Annotated in this window: 12 protein-coding genes and 2 pseudogenes; 13 read left to right on the top strand and 1 reads right to left on the bottom strand. The window is 42.3% G+C overall.

All coding sequences use genetic code 11. The features are described from left to right. The first annotated feature begins 421 nt into the window (after positions 1-421). From ACM1ND_RS13540 to ACM1ND_RS13485, 12 genes and pseudogenes are all read left to right on the top strand, one after another. Complete coding sequence (locus ACM1ND_RS13540) at positions 422-3118, top strand: DUF4118 domain-containing protein (protein WP_418026141.1); 2697 nt, start codon at positions 422-424, stop codon at positions 3116-3118. Next, positions 3111-3818: a response regulator gene (locus ACM1ND_RS13535; RefSeq protein WP_418026140.1), complete on the top strand. Its 708-nt coding sequence runs from the start codon at positions 3111-3113 to the stop codon at positions 3816-3818. Before ACM1ND_RS13540 ends, ACM1ND_RS13535 begins: the two co-directional genes overlap by 8 nt. Positions 3819-4073: 255 nt before the next feature. Further along, on the top strand, positions 4074-4406 hold the full coding sequence (locus ACM1ND_RS13530) for a hypothetical protein (RefSeq protein WP_068939613.1): 333 nt from the start codon (positions 4074-4076) through the stop codon (positions 4404-4406). 547 nt (positions 4407-4953) lie between these two features. Then, positions 4954-6660: a sensor histidine kinase gene (locus ACM1ND_RS13525; RefSeq protein ID WP_053325510.1), complete on the top strand. Its 1707-nt coding sequence runs from the start codon at positions 4954-4956 to the stop codon at positions 6658-6660. 2 nt (positions 6661-6662) lie between these two features. Then, a complete protein-coding gene (locus ACM1ND_RS13520; protein ID WP_028541594.1) occupies positions 6663-8069 on the top strand; it encodes a response regulator transcription factor in 1407 nt (468 codons plus the stop codon). Positions 8070-8116: 47 nt separating this feature from the next. Next, positions 8117-9775, top strand: coding sequence for an extracellular solute-binding protein (locus ACM1ND_RS13515; protein WP_069079932.1), 1659 nt, complete (start codon positions 8117-8119; stop codon positions 9773-9775). A 324-nt stretch (positions 9776-10099) separates the two neighbouring features. Next, positions 10100-11836, top strand: a complete 1737-nt coding sequence (locus ACM1ND_RS13510; RefSeq protein ID WP_069079931.1) for a sugar ABC transporter substrate-binding protein — start codon at positions 10100-10102, stop codon at positions 11834-11836. Positions 11837-11898: 62 nt separating this feature from the next. Next, entirely contained in the window at positions 11899-12813 is a 915-nt protein-coding gene (locus ACM1ND_RS13505) for an ABC transporter permease (RefSeq protein ID WP_023988799.1), read from the top strand. Positions 12814-12826: 13 nt separating this feature from the next. Continuing rightward, positions 12827-13720, top strand: coding sequence for a carbohydrate ABC transporter permease (locus tag ACM1ND_RS13500; RefSeq protein WP_023988798.1), 894 nt, complete (start codon positions 12827-12829; stop codon positions 13718-13720). Between the two features lie 64 nt (positions 13721-13784). Further along, positions 13785-15422, top strand: coding sequence for a glycoside hydrolase family 13 protein (locus tag ACM1ND_RS13495; protein WP_068939618.1), 1638 nt, complete (start codon positions 13785-13787; stop codon positions 15420-15422). Positions 15423-15527: 105 nt separating this feature from the next. Next, positions 15528-15707, top strand: a pseudogene (locus ACM1ND_RS13490) (alpha-amylase family glycosyl hydrolase); the annotation flags it as partial. Positions 15708-15714: 7 nt separating this feature from the next. Next, positions 15715-16340: pseudogene (locus ACM1ND_RS13485) on the top strand (tyrosine-type recombinase/integrase); the annotation flags it as partial. 771 nt (positions 16341-17111) lie between these two features. Here the strand turns inward: ACM1ND_RS13485 and ACM1ND_RS13480 are convergent. Continuing rightward, the gene (locus ACM1ND_RS13480; RefSeq protein WP_023988795.1) at positions 17112-17702 is read right to left on the bottom strand and encodes a TetR/AcrR family transcriptional regulator; all 591 of its coding nucleotides are present in this window, start codon (positions 17700-17702) and stop codon (positions 17112-17114) included. A 190-nt stretch (positions 17703-17892) separates the two neighbouring features. Between ACM1ND_RS13480 and ACM1ND_RS13475 the strand changes: the two genes are divergently transcribed. Further along, positions 17893-18555 carry a nitroreductase family protein gene (locus ACM1ND_RS13475; RefSeq protein WP_023988794.1) on the top strand — a complete coding sequence of 221 codons (663 nt, stop codon included), beginning with the start codon at positions 17893-17895 and terminating at the stop codon, positions 18553-18555. Positions 18556-18767 lie beyond the last annotated feature (212 nt).

Below are 18767 nucleotides of genomic sequence, written 5' to 3'. Positions count from 1 at the left end.
TTAGTTCTAGCATTTGTGTCGATTTGCATTTCTGAAATGCCTGCGTCTGCTGCCAGCTCTACAATTACCAAGCATATAGGAAATTCTAACAATGAAATTTGAAATGGAAGGAGAAGATGTCAAAACGTGCTATGACAGATGAAGCCAAAGCATTGAATCCTTGTTTTTCAATCTTCTATACCGTGAATATGAGAAAAGGCTGAACCAGCTTGTGAAAGCTTTTTATATTATTTTGTGCTGCTATCCTTCCACTGAGAAAGATAGGACAGAATCAGGATTTTGAGGCTTCTTTGAGGATGTTATTACATAAAAGCGGATCTTAATACAATCTTAATGCTGTAGGCAAATTCGTAATACGGTACTGATTTTGCTCATGATATACTAAGGATTGAGAGAGAATATAGTAGAGGGTGGGCACAGGATGGCAGCAAAACAGAACGATGCCGGGTCCATACTTGATCGAATTACTGACTTGCCGTTAAGAAAAAGTAGAGGAAGACTGAAAATTTTTGTTGGATATGCACCAGGTGTTGGGAAGACCTGTGCAATGCTTAGCGACGCTCACGAAGAGCAAAAAGAGGGTATAGATATCGTAGTTGGATATATTAAACATTATGCCCGGCCATACACTACGGCGTTGTTGGAAGGACTTGAACTTCTTCCTTACATCAAAATTTCAAATAAAGAATCCTCAACTAAGGAATTTGATCTGGACCAAGCGCTCCAGAGAAGTCCTGACCTTATTTTATTGGACGATTTGGCCCATACCAACGCGGCAGGATGCCGACATAAAAAAAGATATCAGGATGTGGAGGAACTTCTTCGCGCAGGAATTCATGTATATACGACGATGAATGTTCAACAGATCGAAAGTCTAACGGATATTGTCTACTCCATTACTGGCATTTCCGTTGACGAACGCATACCGGACAGTGTATTTGACAGTGCTGATCAGGTGGAATTAGTCGATATTGAACCGGATGATTTAATAGGACGTTTGAATAGGGGAAAGATTTACCCTGAGGAGGAGAATACACAGGCTCATTTATTTACCAAAGAGAAGCTGACGACTCTACGTGAAATTGCTTTGCGTAATACAGCAAGTCAGTTAAACCGAATCGCGGAGCAAATCAGTGAGCAGGCGAAAAGAAATGAATTTGATACGAAAGAACATATTCTGGTCTGTCTGTCTTCGGCTGCTTCCAATAAGAAAGTGATCCGAACAGCAGCAAGAATGGCGGCAGCTTTTCATGGTCATTTCACCGCGTTGTTTGTGGAAACACCAGAAGCGAGAGAATTGACATCAAAAAATAAAGCGGAGTTAAGGGAGAACCTTAGGCTGGCTGAGCAAATGGGTGCACAAATCGCAACGATGTATGGAGACGATATTCCAGGACAGATTGCCGAATATGTCAAAACAAGCTGTGTATCGAAAATTGTCCTAGGACGCTCCCCTTACAAGAGGAGAGGGCTTGCAAAATCCAATGTAAGTGATAAACTAACGGCCTTACTTCCTAATATTGAAATCTATATTATCCCCTATACTCAGTCTTCCTTCTATAAAAGATTGCCTTTTTACGAAAAATACCCATTGCTGTCGTTGGCAGATACTATCAAGACCATTGCTATCTTGGCTGTGTGCACAATTATTGGCTTGTGGTTTAAGTATTTGGAATTCCGAGAAGCTAACATTATTACCGTGTACATTCTGGGAGTTTTGTTAAATGCAATTGTGACCAAGGGCAGAATGTATAGCGCCATTTCTTCGGTTATGAGTGTACTTGTGTTTAATTATTTTTTTACCGAGCCTTATTATTCTTTACAGGCTTATGATTCAGGCTATCCGGTCACCTTTCTGGTCATGCTGGCTGCTTCTTTCATGACGAGTACACTGACTATGCGAGTAAGAGAGCAGGCTCGGCAATCCGCGCAAAAAGCTTACCGTACCGAGGTGCTTCTGGAAACAAGCCGGAAATTGCAACAGGCCAAAGACTCTCCGGCTATTATTAATGAAATGGCACATCAAATGGTAAAGTTGTTGGACAGAATGGTCATTTTCTATTCAGTTGACCAAGGGGTACTGTTGGCGCCGCAGTTTTTTCCAAAGAAAGAATCTGCAGTTGATCCAGGGGTCTACACAGGAGGCAACGAACGTGCAGTTGCAGAGTGGGTATATAAAAACAACAAGCGTGCAGGAGCAACGACGGATACTTTTTTTGGCGCTAAGTGTCTATATCATGCGGTGCGTGGAGGAGAGCAGGTTCTTGCGGTGGCAGCTATTGTAATGGATGAGGAAGAACCTTTAGAAGTTTTTGAAAATAGCCTAATGCTTGCCATGCTGGGAGAATGCGCGCTGGCGCTAGAGAAAGAAAAACTGAACGAAAGACAACAAGAGATCTCCATGCAAATCCAGCAGGAGCAACTCCGTGCCAGTCTGCTTCGGTCCATTTCTCATGATTTACGCACTCCACTTACCAGCATCTCAGGCAATGCGGGGATTCTTCTTGGAAACCCAGAGGTACTAAACGAGGAACAGAAAAAAGGTCTATATACGGATATATATGACGATTCCATGTGGTTAATCAATTTGGTAGAAAATTTGCTGTCTATTAGTCGAATCGAAGGTGGTACTCTAAATCTGAATTTTCAGGCAGAATTAATGGAGGAAGTCATTTCGGAGGCTCTGCTTCATGTGAATCGCAACAATGTGAAGCATGTCATTCAGACGGAACTGGATGATGAATTGATGATGGCTCGAATGGACTCCCGACTTATTGTTCAGGTATTGATCAATATGATTGATAATGCAATCAAGTATACCCAAGATGGCTCTCACATCACAATTTCAGCAAGACGCGAGAAACATATAGTCATTGTAGAAATCTCAGATGATGGCCCCGGTATTTCTTCAGAAGAAGTCAAGGTTAGACTGTTTGAGATGTTTTATACGGCAGACAACATTCATGGGGACGGACGTCGTGGATTAGGATTGGGGCTTTCTCTGTGCAAATCAATTGTGAATGCTCATGGAGGTACTATTGGTGTTAAGGACAATATCCCTAAAGGGACGGTTTTTTATTTTACCCTGCAAGCTGAGGAAGTGAATGTTCATGAATAAACCTTTTATTCTTGTTGTGGAGGACGATAAACCCATCCGCAAGCTGATTACGACAACGCTGGAGACACAGGGGTATAAATATCATACGGCTGAAACAGGGGAAGCATCGATTTTAGAAGCAGTATCCAAGCAGCCGGATCTAATGATTCTGGATTTGGGGCTGCCGGATATGGATGGTGTAGATATCATAAAAAAGTTTCGTGCATGGTCGAATATGCCTATTATCGTGGTCAGCGCACGCAGCGAAGATCGGGATAAAATAGATGCGCTGGATGCCGGAGCGGACGATTATCTAACAAAGCCCTTCAGTGTAGAAGAACTGCTGGCCAGACTTCGAGTCAGTTTACGAAGAATTCGAAATGACAGTGATAAGCTCCTGAAGGATGCTTCCAGCTTTATTAATGGAAATTTGAAAATTGATTATGCAGCAGGATGCGTATGGATCGGTGAAGAAGAAATTCACCTGACCCCAAGCGAATATAAACTGCTTTGCCTGCTGGCAAAACATGTAGGCAAAGTACTGACCCATAATTTTATCCTGCATGAAATCTGGGGCAACCACAGCTATGACATTCCTGCCCTGCGTGTGTTTATGGCAACGCTGAGAAAAAAAATAGAAAAAATATCATCACAAACTAAGTTTATTCAAACACATATCGGAGTTGGTTACCGTATGCTTCAGGTTGGAGATGATGGCTAGGTAACAATACCATTATGTAATTAGAGATCATGCTCTTATGGAGCATGGTCTCTTTATTTTTCATCTGCCGTCTAAATCTTAAGATGATCTTTATACCTATATGAAAACCCTAATCCTAAACTAATGGTGAAAATGTTACGCTGAACTCTGAAGTAAAGAGGATAAGGAGGTTCGGCATGTGAGATGGGCACTACCTTGTTCGTCTGTTTCATCGGCTAAGCTGTCAACTGAGTGAAAGGGAAAGAGGTATGGGGAATGAATGAAATTTTAACAAGTGCGGGTCTGATCTCAATTGTGCTGGCGGTGCTGTATTCCGTTAAAAAAATATATGATTTTATCGATTTGCAGAAGGTGACACGGAAGGATATCTATGAGAACTATGATATCTATAAAGCAGCTCAGAAGTTTGCTCTCGGTACACCCGTCGATGAGATCAGAGAAATCCTGACAAACAGCTATGAGTTAGACGATAACCAGGTTGAAGAGACAATGTTTTTGGCTCTTCCTCATCGGAACGATACCGATGGTGGTTATCTTGCCTTTATCAAGGCTGTAAATCGGGTGCTGGAACAAGAGGTTTATAGCTAAACTCCGAAAGAAGGAAAAATATGAATCGTCAGGCCGCGTTACCTGGTGTTTGCTCCCAATCTGGCCGGAGAACAATTTCTACAAGTGCTGAGTGAAGAAGAAAAATTATTTGTTGCTTTGGCATCCAATCCTGATCAACAACACCATTTGTAAGAATTAGGAGTAGAAAATGTTATTGAAAGCTTAGAAGGCTTATTTCACTTGTTGAAGACGGAGTGAGCCCTTTTTACATGCAGAAAATTCAACTACAATAAGCAATTAAAAACGGCAAGTCATATATGCAAAGAGGAAGGGAGAATAAGTTCTATAAATTCCATGAAAGCGTTTGACATATTTGAATATCAATCTATAATTATGAACAGAATTGGACCTCACTGAGATGCAAGTATCCTGATTTTTTCAATCTGAATCGGATTAAGATGTCGCCAATTTTCAAATAGGTCGCTGCCTAAGAGGAATACGATAATTGATAGAGCTGTTGTTCATAAACAGCAAGCTTCATAACCAGGGGCTTGCTCTTTCATTTACCTAAGGAGAATGGGTCGGAATGACACTTAAAAAAAGAATCTTTTTATTGTTTTTTCTCAGCGCGTTTATTCCCTTTATCAGTATATTTGCAATTTCTTACTATACCATTGATTCCATTTTTGCGAATAAAATCAATGATGGAATTCGGAGCAATCTACAGCAGGTAACTTCATCACTGGAAAATTCAATTACCAACCTGAATCATGTTACTCAGCAATTATCATATAGTGGTACATTAGGAAAAAAACTGGATGAAGTCTTGAAGCCTTCCTCCAATATATTTGAATTGATTGAGGCTAGAGATGAATTAAAGAATGAGTTAAATGTCGTAACGTTTACTAATCCGAATATAGGTCTGACCTTATACTATTTCCAGAAAGAAGGCACTACACAGTTCGCTAACTTTCCCATCAAAGATCGTTTTTCTCCCGAGTCTTTGCCTGTGCTTTCCAAATCATATGGCATTGCGTACTATGGTCCCCATATGAGTATGAACCGATTTGATGATCAGCTTGTTTTATCTGCTATGCGAAAGGTACAGCTGCCTCAAAGGGACGATGTATATATTTACGTCGAATCCGGCTTTCGTCTTACACAGGATATACTGGGTTACAATCAATACAAAGGAGCTTTATCGCATTTAATCCTGAATGGTGAGGGCAACATTGTTTACAGTGAAATTCCAGAAGCGATGAAGGTCGGAGAGAATTTCTCCAGCATATCGAAAGGTACTGCAAAAGATGGAATATCCCGTGATTACCATTGGTTTAAGGAGGACTCCAGTCAGAATTGGAGCGTCATATCGGTAATTTCGCAGGCTAAGTATCAACAGGAGAAAAACCAATGGTTGCTTCAAATATTACTGGTCGCTTTATTTTTTCTCGGCTTTACCGTATTTCTGGCTTGGCTTCTGTGGAAGATGGTTTACAAACCACTAGGTCTGTTCCATTCGGAAATTAACGGAATGTCTCAGAATCCACAAAAGGCAGGCAGCCAGACCCGCACTCAAATTCCCGAGTTTGATTTTCTGTTGGGAGAATTCTCAAATATGCAGCATCAAATCGGCGACCTGTTCAAGGAAGTGCAGCAGAAAGAGAAGATTCGTGCAGATTTGGAAGTGGAAAAATTGTTATATCAGATCAATCCTCACTTTCTAATGAATACGCTGGATACTGTGCACTGGCTGGCCGTCATGAACGGACAAGGAGAGATTGACAAGTTGGTGCAATCCTTAAACAAGCTGTTGTATTACAATTTGGGTAAATTAGGGCAAGTATCCACGATGGAAGAGGAAATTGATGCGCTAAGACAGTACCTAATCCTGCAGCAAATTCGATATGACTTTGAATTTGACGTGCGTATTTCAGCGGATGATCAAGTTCTTCAAATACCTGTGCCTCGTTTTATTCTGCAACCGTTGGTTGAAAATTCACTTTATCATGGACTGAGTGACGAAGGTTTTATTCAAATTGAAGTTACACTTGCCAAAACGCTGAATATTTTAATACAGGATAATGGAGCAGGCATGACCGAGGAAGCGATTCAAAGACTTCTGAATAATCGTATAGCTGAACATAAAAAAGTAGGGATGGGCATCGGACTCAATTATGTCCACCGCATGTTGAGGGCACAGTATGGAGATCAAGCACAACTGGTGATCGAAAGTGAATTGGGTACAGGGACAAGTATACTGCTCATACTTCCTATCAAAGGAGAAGATGTCTGAGGATGATTAAGGTATTGATAGTGGATGACGATAAATTAGTACGAAAAGGAATAAGCTCCGCGATGCCGTGGAACGAGTTCAATATGGAGGTTATAGGAGAAGCAAGTAACGGGTTGAAAGCACTGGATTTTCTGAAAGCCCAACCGGTCGATCTGATGCTGACAGATCTCGCGATGCCGGTGATGTCAGGTATTGAACTGATGCGAGCTGCAAGGCAGCTCTATCCAGAACTACATATTGTTGTATTAACACTGCATCAAGATTTTGATTATATCCAGGAAGCGCTCAGACTTGGAGCCATCGACTATATAGCCAAAGTTCAGCTCGAGAAGGAGCAATTCGAACACGTGCTGCATCGAATACATACCCGGATTGACGAGCTGGCGAATACAAGACGAAAGCTGCCTCTGCTAAGTGAGACCAATGTCCATTATCGCCATGTGTATGCACTTGTTTCACTGGATCGCAAGTCAGGACAGAGCTGGCCGATTGAACTGACATCCAATGTAGACGAGATCCGATGGGAGGTTGAACGGAACAGCTGGATGTGGACGGCACCCATGGACGTAGAGGATCAGCTGTTCCATAAACTGAAGGAATCCCTGGATCAAGTTCCCCAAGTCGCCTTGCTGGTTATGTCCGATGTACAAGAGCGAACATGGTCGCAAATCCAAAACTGGATTATGAATTATACAGAAACGTCCTTATTCTATGCATACAATCCTTATGATCCTGTCATTTCCGTTTCGATGAATGTGGAGGACTCATTTCCAATAGAACCGCAGGATGAAGACATGGATCGTATTAGGCAAAGTTGGTTCCTATCACCATGGACCCACAACGACAGTTATTACAACCAACTGATTGAACAGTTCAAATCACTAAGACTGCATAAAGGCCAGCTGATGGGATTGCTATACTCTATAGTTATGGAATGGAATCACCTTTTTGCTCAGACTACGTTGGGTAGAATCTCAATGATCCATTCTTTTCAATCCTGGTACGAGGTAGAAGATTGGATCAAGCAGACCTCTGTGGGCATTCGTAAGGCAGATGAACAGACTTCGTATTCACAAGAAATTGTAGACGCCGTGAAAAAAGCGATTATGATCATGCAAAATAATTTGGACCAAGCTTTTACAGCTTCAGGTCTGTCCCAACAACTGAACATCAGCCGAAGCTATTTCAGTCAATGCTTCAAGGATTTGATGGGGAAAACCTTTAATGAGTACTCCCGATTTATACGAATAGAGAAGTCTAAAGAGTATTTATTGAATACAACCAACACGATTTTCTGGATTGCGGAGCGAGTGGGTTATACGGATGAAAAATATTTCAGCCGAATTTTTCGCGAATTGACAGGTCTGCTGCCAAGCGAATATCGACAGCTCGGCAGAGGGGATAAATAGCGTACTCTCCCAGATGACCAATAATCCGGGCGAAAGAAGGGAAAGCGATGATTAAGAAGATGGCTGCATGTGTTCTTGTCGTCAGCTTAATTACAGTGACAGTATATTTCAGCAACCCATACTTCCGGGAATCGCCAATGGGACCAACGAAAACAATCTCGGACACTGCCGCTGCCGATCCATTGGGGAAATATGAATATCCCGTTTCCATCCGACTGGGATATGTGGTAGATCCAACAGGCGCGGATCTCTCTGGAGGAGAAACACTTGAGAAGAATATATGGAAAACGATGATTAAACAAAACCTTAACATTGATGTCCAGGTATTATGGCAGGTGTCGAAGGAAAATCTGAGTCAGAAAATCGATCTGGCTATCGCCAGCAATGATCTGCCGGATGCCATGATTGTAAATCAGCTGCAGCTGAACGAGATGATCAAGGCTGGAGAAATTGAAGACCTAACCGAGGCATACAATAGTAGCGCATCACCGGAAATAAAAAAAATTATTGATAGCACAAACGGATTGGCTATGGAACAAGTGACCTTCGATGGCAAGATGATGGCTGTTCCTTCTGTGACAGCGGAAGACTTCAGCATGCTCTGGATTCGACAGGATTGGCTGGACCGTCTTGGACTGAAGCCGCCGAAAACGGTAGATGATCTGGAAGCTATCGCCAAGGCCTTTGTAGAGAATGACCCAGATGGAAACAGTAAGCGGGATACGATTGGCCTTGCTTCAAGCACTGGACTGTATAACGATTTCAACAACAGTGCTTTTTCTTTTGATCTAACCCCAATCTTCGCAGCATATGGATCTTTCCCGGGATATTGGCTGAGCAAAGATGGAAAACCTGTATACGGTTCGGTTCTACCGGAAACGAAGGAGGCCTTGGTCAAACTGCGTGAAATGTACGCCAAAGGCCTTCTCGATCCAGAACTGGGTATCCGCAAAGAAGCGGAAGAAACAGTTATTAACGGTCAGGCGGGGATGTTCTTTCAAGGTTTTTATGCTGGGTACTGGCCCCTTCCGAGCGCTTGGCAGAACGAGCCGGAGGCGAACTGGCAAGCATACGCACTCCCGCTGGATGCAAACGGAGCATACCATGTGAAGGTGGATAATCCGTCAAGTTCATTCTTGGTGGTACGAAAAGGATATGCTCATCCCGAAGCGATCATTAAAATTAACAATCTGTACCTTCGTGATGAGTTCAAGTACGGTACGCGTTTTATGCTGGGCCGCAATTTCTTTGCTCCGGCAGATGAAGCACGATATGAATCGAAGGCAGCGCAGGATATTCTGATGGGAACCAAAACACCCGCCGATTTCAAGGACAAGTCTGAATACAAATTGCTGGAAAACTTAGTTTCGACAATAAAACAAACCAAATTGAAGCCTTATGATCAATATGATATTTCCTATTGGAATGAACACAGCGACAGCTTTATGCGGGGTTATTCGCTTCTTGTAGGCGGAAGAAATTTTTTCGATCCAAACATCCATAAAGTTCAAAGCCTTACCTATATACGAACTCCAACGATGGAGAAGGCTTGGGGTGAACTATCAAAACTGGAACATGATACATTTTTAAAAATTATTTTAGGCGCTGAACCGATCGATTCATTTGATCAATTTGTCGAGGAATGGAAGGAACAAGGGGGTGATCAAGTGACTGTGGAGGTGACTGCACACCATAATCATCGCTGAAGACCATTATGAATGTGATACGATAAATTCTATAAGACACTCTTAAAATTCCATTAATCAAGCCGACGATTCCTATTTCAGGAGCTGCCGGTTTTTTTTGTTCTTCACTTTGATTAGTAAGTAAGGATAGACAAATGTATGTCGGTAAGTAGGATAAATGCTTACAAGCCAACTATGGCTTCATGATCCCGAATGAAACCGTATACATTTCTCTATCCAAACAGACGTTCAATCCCTATCTCGATTTGTCTTCTCCGAGTCTTATAATGAAAGCGCAAACAACAATGATAGAGAAATATTCAAAACGAAGGGGAATCGAATGTGATGAGAACTAAATGGTTCATAAAAAGAAACATGTTGACGAGACGTCTGGCCGTGTTGTCGATGTCTGCCCTGATGATTTCAACCCTTGCAGCCTGTGGGGGTTCCTCCAACCCTCCCACTGCGGAGGAAGCGGGCAAGTATGAGGTAACACCGGGAGACCCATTCAGTGCCTATAAAGACGAAATAACCGTAACGATGGGTCGTGTGACTACAGCCAACCCGAAACTGCCGGCTGGAGATACGTATGAGAACAACGCGTATACTCGGCTGGTCAAAGAAACATTTAACGCTCAGATTAAAGACCAATTTGAAGCCAACGGAGAAGATTACAGCCGTCAGGTTTCTCTCGCCATCGCCTCTGGGGAACTGCCTGACATGATGCGTGTCGATTCCAAGGATGAACTCAAAGAACTGGTTGATAATGATCTGATTGAAGATATGACGGAAATTTACAAGCAGTATGCCACAGATAACATCAAGAACATTTACGAATCTTATGAGGGCCGTGCATTAGATAATGCGACGATAGATGGACGTTTAATGGGACTTCCGGCTACTTCCCTAGATTCCGCGCCAACCATGGTCTGGGTTCGTCAGGATTGGCTGGATTTACTGGGTATCCAACTTGACGCAGACGGAGACGGGGCCATCAAGCTGGATGATGTGGAGAAAACGGCCAAGGAATTCCTGAAAAGAGATCCTGGCCAATCCGGGAAACCGGTAGGTATTCCCTTTGTGAACACCCTTAATACAAGTGACTATAATGGTTCCGCCTATACCATGCTGGGAGTTGCCTCCACCAAGGGTGCATTCCCTCAATACTGGATGAAGGGAAAGGATGGCAGCATTGTTTATGGCTCGACAACAAAGGAAACCAAGCAGATGTTAGGCGTCATGGCAGATTGGTTCAAGAGAGGCATCATCGACCCGCAATTTGGAACACGCACATTTGATGATATTACGGCACTGTACACCAACGGCCAAAGCGGTATTGCTTTTGGACCATGGCATATTCCCGACTGGGGTCTGAGCAGCGTGAAGCAGATGGATAAGAATGCGAAATTCACGGCTTACACTTTGGAGGATGCAGACGGAAAGGTAAACGTGGCACACGCCAATCCAGCCAATCAGTTTATCGTTGTGAGAAAAGGATATGAACACCCGGAACTCGCCGTTAAAATAGTAAACCTTTTCTACGATAAATTGGCAAATGATAAAAATGTGGAAACATCTATGCCAGAAGCCGCCAAGTATCAAGAGAACGGCGTAGACGGTTCTACCAGACCTTTTAATATTGAAGTCAACTCGGCTACCTCGCTGCTGGATGATTACTCTGACGTTGTTCGCGGGATTAAAGGGGAGATTAGTCTGGATCAGGTCCGGACAACCGAATCAAAGAACAATATTGAAAGTATCCAAACCTACTTGAGCGATATGGATACGGATAACGTAACAGCCTGGGCGAAATATCACTCGCGTATCAACGGAGTGGGACTCATCGACAAACTGACACGGGAAAACAAATTCGTCTGGATGACACCCGCTTTCTCTGGCACTACACCAAGCATGAAACAGACATGGGCTAATCTGACCAAGATGGAGCAGGAATCTTTCATCAAAATCGTGACTGGTGCAGAATCTCTGGATTACTTCGATACTTTCGTTAGCAATTGGAAGAAACAAGGTGGTGACCAGGTGATTCAGGAAATTGAAGACGAGGCTGCATCCGAAAAATAAACAATCATGAACTGCTAGAAGGGCTGCGATAAGTAGCCTTTCTTCAGGAAAGGGGTCCATCCATGAAACAGGGAAATGATAGAGCAAAAGTTCGGTTGGGCACGGGTGCCATGTATCATATGATGATGCTTCCGGGAATTTTATTTTTACTGGTATTCAGCTATGTTCCGATGGTCGGTGTCATTACGGCGTTTCAGGATTATATACCAGCCAAGGGGATGTTTGGCTCCAAATTTGTAGGGCTGAAGCATTTTATTTATATGTTTAAGCTGCCGGACATCGCACAGGTTTTTAGTAATACGTTGGTGATTGCCATTGCCAAGATTCTATTGGGAACAATGATGGCTATCATTTTTTCCATTTTGTTAAATGAGATCCGCATCAAATTCGTTAAAAAATCCGTACAGACAATTGTTTATCTGCCACACTTTCTATCCTGGGTAGTTCTAGCATCCGTGGTTGTTAACATGTTCAGTTTGGATGGAATTGTGAATCAAATTTTGGCTTTTTTCGGTCTGGAGAATATTAATTTTCTCGGCAGTAACACCTGGTTCCAGCCGCTGATTATTGGGACAGACGTGTGGAAGGAGTTCGGTTACAGTTCCATCGTCTATTTGGCTGCAATTACTTCGATTGATCCGGGTCTGTATGAAGCGGCAGGAATGGATGGAGCCAGCTGGTGGAGAAAAGTATGGCATATTACATTGCCAGGTATGCTGCCTATTATCCTGCTCATGGGAGTGATGAGTCTGACCAATATTTTGAGTGCCGGCTTCGATCAAATTTATAATCTGTATAATCCGGTTGTCTATGAGTCGGGAGATATTCTGGATACTTATGTATATCGGATTGGACTCGTTGGGCGACAGTATAGCTTCGGTACGGCTGTTGGCCTGTTCAAGTCAGTGATCGGTATTGTTTTGCTATTGTCCGCCAACCATTTGGCCAAGAAATACACCGACCGAAAAATATTCTAAGGAGGCAAAGCCTATGTCATATTCTGTAAGCCTAAAAGATCGAATTGGCCGGTTTGTCATCAATGCCATCGTCATATTGCTGGCATTGATCTGCCTTCTTCCGTTATGGAATATCGTTGCGATTTCATTCAGCAGCAGCGAGGCCGTGTCAGCTAATGCTGTAGGTCTCGTACCGGTCAATTTTACAACAGCAGCGTATACGAAAATTATCGATGATGCTCAGTTCTGGCGTTCCTTTGGCATATCTGTTCTACGTGTTGTGCTCACACTTATTCTCAACATGATTCTTATTATTTTAATGGCATACCCGCTCTCCAAGTCGAAAAGGGAATTTAGGGGCAGAAACATTTATATGAATGTTATGATTTTTGCCATGTTGTTCAGCGGCGGGATGATCCCGAGTTATCTACTGATCAAAAACCTCGATATGCTTAATACAATTTGGTCGCTTGTTCTACCGGGAGCTGTCCCTATATTCAGTGTCATCCTTGTCATGAACTTCTTCTCTGCTGTACCTAAGGCGCTAGAAGAAGCAGCATTCATCGATGGGGCGAATCCGCTCCAGGTTCTGTTCAAAGTGTATGTTCCCGTGTCCATCCCTGCGCTGGCGACGGTAGCACTATTCAGTATCGTGGGAACGTGGAATGATTTTTTTAGCGGTTTGATCTATATGACCCAAGTCAGCAATTATCCGCTAATGACTTATATTCAGTCCCTTAACGTGAATATTGCCGAACTTCTTCAATCCGGCACCAACTCAGCACAACTCAGCAACCTGACTGAAATATCAAACAAAAATCTAAATGCTGCCAAAATCGTAGTCGCTGTCATCCCGCTACTGCTGATTTATCCGCTGCTTCAAAAATATTTTGTGACTGGAATTGTTGTAGGATCGGTAAAAGAGTAATTGTATGATGCGACTTGATTAAGATAAAAACACTATGCGTCTATTGGAAAGGTTGTAATGAACAATGGAAAATAAAAATTGGTGGAAAGAAATCGTTGTATACCAGATATATCCACGGAGCTTTCAAGATAGTAATGGTGATGGAATCGGCGATTTGAAAGGAATTGTTTCCCGTCTGGACTATTTGCAGCAACTCGGTGTCGGTGCGATTTGGCTATCACCAGTTTGTAAATCCCCTCAGGATGATTTCGGTTATGATATTTCGGACTATCGGGATATTGATCCGATGTTCGGGTCTTTGGATGATATGGGGATGTTAATTCATGAAGCTGGGAAACGTGACATTCGAATCATAATGGATTTGGTGTTGAACCATACTTCCGATGAGCATCCATGGTTTCAAGAAGCAAAAAAAAGCAAAGAAAATCCGTACCATGACTATTATGTCTGGAGAGATGGCGTTGAAGGAATGCCACCAAACGACTTGGGTTCCATCTTTGGTGGTTCAGCTTGGGAATGGGTACCCGAGATAGGACAATATTATTTACATCTTTTTTCTGTAAAACAGCCGGATCTCAACTGGGAAAACCCAAAAGTCCGACAAGAAATTTACGAAATGATCAATTGGTGGATAGGCAAGGGTGTAGGCGGTTTTCGGCTTGACGTAATTGACTTAATCGGAAAAGAACCAGATTTGAAAATTACCAGCAACGGGCCGAATCTGCATAAGTATATCAGGGAACTCAGCAAGGAGACGTTTCAAAAAGCAGGAGACCTGCTGACGGTTGGAGAAACATGGGGCGCTACGCCAGAGATCGCCAAATTGTATAGCAACCCGGACGGCAGTGAGTTTTCAATGGTATTTCAATTTGAACATATTAGTTTGGACGAACAAGAGGGGAAAGGGAAGTGGGATCTTAAGCCTCTAGATTTTCAAGAATTAAAAAAAGTGTTATCTAAATGGCAGACAGAGCTGAAGGGGGATGCCTGGAACAGTTTGTTTTGGAATAATCACGACTTACCCCGAATCGTTTCTCGTTGGGGAAATGACGGAGAATACAGGATAGAATCGGCTAAAATGTTGGCAACCCTTCTTCATGGCATGCGAGGCACACCATACATTTATCAGGGGGAAGAATTAGGAATGACGAATGTTCAATATCCAATTGAAGACTATCGGGATATTGAGTTACTAAATTTCTACAAAGATAGAATTGAGAAAGGATACCCTGAAGATAAAGTTATGGAGTCAGTCTTTGCAAAGGGGCGTGATAACGCTCGAACACCAATGCAGTGGGACGCTTCCGACAACGCTGGTTTTACATTAGGGAACCCTTGGATTAAAGTAAACCCGAATTATAAGGATATCCATGCACAAGAAAGTTTAAATAACCCTGAATCCATATTCCATTATTATCGGAAACTAATCCGATTAAGGAAAGATCATGAAGTGATCATATATGGGGATTATGAGCTGATGTATCCCGAGAATAAAGATTTGTTCGCATACACTCGAACGCTGAAAGGAACCAAACTACTTGTAGTATGTAATTTTCAAAAATACACAACCCATCTCCCACTTCAGAAAGAGCTGGCAGAGACTAAACAGCTGCTAATATCCAATTATCCAAATAACATGTCTGATATAGAAATGCGTCCTTATGAAGCGAGGATGTACCTTATCGATACACTCAATAAATGAAAATGAATATCGTACAAAAGTGTATGATCAATAAATTTCTAATCTTAACTGGTTGAAAAATATTTATGAATTGAATTTAGAATAAGGGAAAAAGGATCAAGCAATATGAAAAGGGCATGGTGGAAAGAAGCTGTGGATTATCAAATTTTTTATGGACTCCAATGGGGATGGCATTGGTGATATAAAGAGGATGATTCCTTTCATAGTCGAGGTATGAAAGGAATCATGGATTTGTTGATCAATCACACAAGCGACGAACACCCGTGGTTTATCGAATCAAGATCTCTTCGCTAGATTTGATTACTTACAGAATAAAGCTGAGACAAGTGACCTAAAGCCATATATCCAGCGCAATGTTATGGCCAAAATGGATTTAAATGTAGTTAAAGAAAGCCAAGAAACCATTGCCAATCGTATGGATGGGAAAATTCTCAGGGAAGACGATTTTGAGTCATTTAGGCAGTTTATATCTCATGATTTCGGAGAAATCAATAAAGAGAATAAACGTATTTTCAATTTCCATCAGTTTAATCGTGAACGGGATACAGCCATTGTTTCCCTCATTTTAGGATCTGGTCTTAGGCTCTCTGAGGTAGCAGGTATTAACATTGAAGATCTGGATATAAATAAAGCTTTAGTGCGTGTTATACGCAAAGGTAATAAAGAACAATATGTATATTTCAGCAAGCGTTACTGGATTTAGAAAATTATCTGCAGATCAGAGAATCTAGATATATCCCAGAAAAAAACGAACCTTTTTTGTTTATTGCAGCTCCCATAGGTCGTAAAGGAAAAAGCAGACGCTTAACTCAGCGATCCATAGAGAAACTGATCGAAAAATATGCTACAGCTTTTGGAAAACCAGCTTTAACCGTGCATTCTCTGAGACATTCATTTGCAACACGTTTTCCAACAGAAGTCATATAAGAAATGGGGTAAACTTGTTGTCACTGAACATCAACGGACAAATATGTCGGATGATAAAAACATTATCTCATTAATTGCTGCGGAAATCGCGGCTTTTTTATTTTATGAGATAAAGTTCTTGTCAAAACCAAATGACAAGAACTTTATCTCATCACCGATTTTGACAAGAATATTATCCCATTTCCAACAAACCAATTCGGGTTATTGTACCATTTCACGATAGGAGCACCCCTTGAGTCACGGGCTTGATCGTTCACAGCCGAAAGTGGAAGATCTATAATCTTAGGATCATCATCGGAAGTATTGAGAAGCACATAGACGAATTGAAGACTTTATACATTTTTACAATAAGATACGTGCCTGTTATCTTCTGTCGCAATTTCTATTTTAGCGGCTTTTTTATGTTATCGGTACAAGTTCTTGTCCCGAGCCAAGGACAAGAACATGTTCCGATTGCCGATTTGATGATGATCTAAACAGATAACTTACAGTCCACTATTCACCACAACACACAAACTGATGTTCATTCGAAGGTCATGTTTGATTTTCGTGTGTAAAACTGGGTGGAGAGTTGGCTATTTCTGATGAGACGAGCGAATACAGGTGGGTTCCAAAGGAAAATGTTCAATTCAGTAAGCCCATTAATATACGGGTGAAACCTTCTTCCAAGATGAGCCACTATACAATCCAACGTTTGCTTTCTTCAGGCACAACAGGCTTGGTTTCATCTGAACGGGCAGGATAGAGCAATAGCGACAAGACCTATCCCAGTAGTTCTTTGGCTCCGTTCATCATTAAGGGCATAGCCTGTTTAACAAATGATTCCGCACTTATTGGGCACCCCTCATTGTTCCAAACGTAAGCAGCCCCATACATCCCCCAACTTAACATGATAGAAGCTGTATTTATTAAGAAGTGCGCGTTTGGACTCGATGGCATCTTGTCTTTGTCTATAAAGGAAAGAAGTATCGTTTGAATTTTTTCCTTTATTTGAATTTCGAATACAAGTCCAAGCGATGTATACCTTCTTTTGCACATCGTGCTTAGACCCTTGTGAAAATCGCACACACCCAGAAAAATACTCTGAATTGTTTCTTCATTTAGAACTTCGTGACCGTTTATTCTACGATTTATGATTGTCATAAATGATTCCATTAGTTTGGCCTCAAGAATTTCGAATTTATCTACAAAGTGCGCATAAAAAGTCGCTCTGTTAACAGTAGCCCGCTCTGCAATATCCCTAACGGTTATCGATTCAAAGTCTTTTTCTTGAATTAATGAAGCAAAAGCGTCTTGAAGGAGTCGCCGTGTACGTATCACACGAGGATCAGCTTCATTCTTTTTAATGGTCATCGTTAAGATCTCCCCTAATAAAACGACATTATAGAAATGGTGTTGTCTATACAACGGTTTATGGTTATTGATGATTGCGTACCATTCGGTTGGTATTATAACATATAAATACAACAAGTGTTGTTCAAACTACTAATGTTGTATTGAAACAAAATGCAGAATGCTGCTTTTCCAAAAGGAGGAGAGAACCATGTCGGTTTCACAACCGTCACTAACGATGGAGCACCAACTTTTTTTTGATGTTATTGGAGAACGCCGGTCAGTTCGTAGCTATGATCCCGAGATCAAGATTTCGCGGGAGGAATTGACCGAAATATTGCGGCAAGCCACGCTCGCTCCTTCAGCCGCTAACCTGCAGCCGTGGCGTTTTCTAGTTATCGACTCGCCGGAGCTGAAGCAGAAGCTGCTTCCGATCGCATTCACTCAACAGCAAGTGGTCGAGGCTTCGGCTGTCATTGCGCTACTCGGAGATTTGGAGTGTTATAAATCGGCCGAGAAAATCTACGGAATGGCGGTCGATGCGGGTTACATGCCTGCAGAGACGGCTAAATCGTTCGTGGAACGCTATACCGGGATGTATTCGAGCATGCCGCCCGAGGCCATCCGCGAAAAAGTTTATACCGACGGCGGGCTAGTATCGATGCAACTCATGCTTGTCGCCCGCGCTAAAGGCTACGACACGGTATCGATGGGCGGCTACAACAAACAAAAGTTCATGGAAGCGTTCCGGATATCAGAACGCTACGTTCCGATTATGCTGATCGCCATCGGCAAGGCGGCGAAGCCCGGTCATCCGACGGTGAGGCTGGCAGTTGATGATGTAGCTTTCTTTAACGAAATGCCTAGAGAATAACAAAATGAAAAAGACTTGGCGCCCGCATAATCAACGGCCAGCAGAGACTTGAGGGATACCATCGTTAATTTCAATTCTTGTTTTGCTCGATTGCTCGGGACGGTAGTACAAAAAGATACCAGCTTGAAGCGCTCGCAAAGATTGAACAGCAGATGCTAATGTTGTAATCGTTCCTTTCGAATAACAACGAAGTTATTGGTGGTATTCAGCTT

Origin of the sequence: Paenibacillus sp. JJ1722, assembly GCF_048282685.1 — a bacterium.
GTDB lineage: Bacteria > Bacillota > Bacilli > Paenibacillales > Paenibacillaceae > Paenibacillus > Paenibacillus polymyxa_B.
Note: the sequence above shows the minus strand (reverse complement) of the source record. Positions and strands in the feature narration are given on the sequence as shown.

What these genes read in the sequence shown, in the direction of transcription:
- ACM1ND_RS13540 (WP_418026141.1), top strand. Translation starts at nt 422, where the DNA reads ATGGCAGCAAAACAGAACGATGCCGGGTCCATACTTGATCGAATTACT.
- ACM1ND_RS13535 (WP_418026140.1), top strand. Translation starts at nt 3,111, where the DNA reads ATGAATAAACCTTTTATTCTTGTTGTGGAGGACGATAAACCCATCCGC.
- ACM1ND_RS13530 (WP_068939613.1), top strand. Translation starts at nt 4,074, where the DNA reads ATGAATGAAATTTTAACAAGTGCGGGTCTGATCTCAATTGTGCTGGCG.
- ACM1ND_RS13525 (WP_053325510.1), top strand. Translation starts at nt 4,954, where the DNA reads ATGACACTTAAAAAAAGAATCTTTTTATTGTTTTTTCTCAGCGCGTTT.
- ACM1ND_RS13520 (WP_028541594.1), top strand. Translation starts at nt 6,663, where the DNA reads ATGATTAAGGTATTGATAGTGGATGACGATAAATTAGTACGAAAAGGA.
- ACM1ND_RS13515 (WP_069079932.1), top strand. Translation starts at nt 8,117, where the DNA reads ATGATTAAGAAGATGGCTGCATGTGTTCTTGTCGTCAGCTTAATTACA.
- ACM1ND_RS13510 (WP_069079931.1), top strand. Translation starts at nt 10,100, where the DNA reads ATGAGAACTAAATGGTTCATAAAAAGAAACATGTTGACGAGACGTCTG.
- ACM1ND_RS13505 (WP_023988799.1), top strand. Translation starts at nt 11,899, where the DNA reads ATGAAACAGGGAAATGATAGAGCAAAAGTTCGGTTGGGCACGGGTGCC.
- ACM1ND_RS13500 (WP_023988798.1), top strand. Translation starts at nt 12,827, where the DNA reads ATGTCATATTCTGTAAGCCTAAAAGATCGAATTGGCCGGTTTGTCATC.
- ACM1ND_RS13495 (WP_068939618.1), top strand. Translation starts at nt 13,785, where the DNA reads ATGGAAAATAAAAATTGGTGGAAAGAAATCGTTGTATACCAGATATAT.
- ACM1ND_RS13480 (WP_023988795.1), bottom strand. Translation starts at nt 17,702, where the DNA reads ATGACCATTAAAAAGAATGAAGCTGATCCTCGTGTGATACGTACACGG.
- ACM1ND_RS13475 (WP_023988794.1), top strand. Translation starts at nt 17,893, where the DNA reads ATGTCGGTTTCACAACCGTCACTAACGATGGAGCACCAACTTTTTTTT.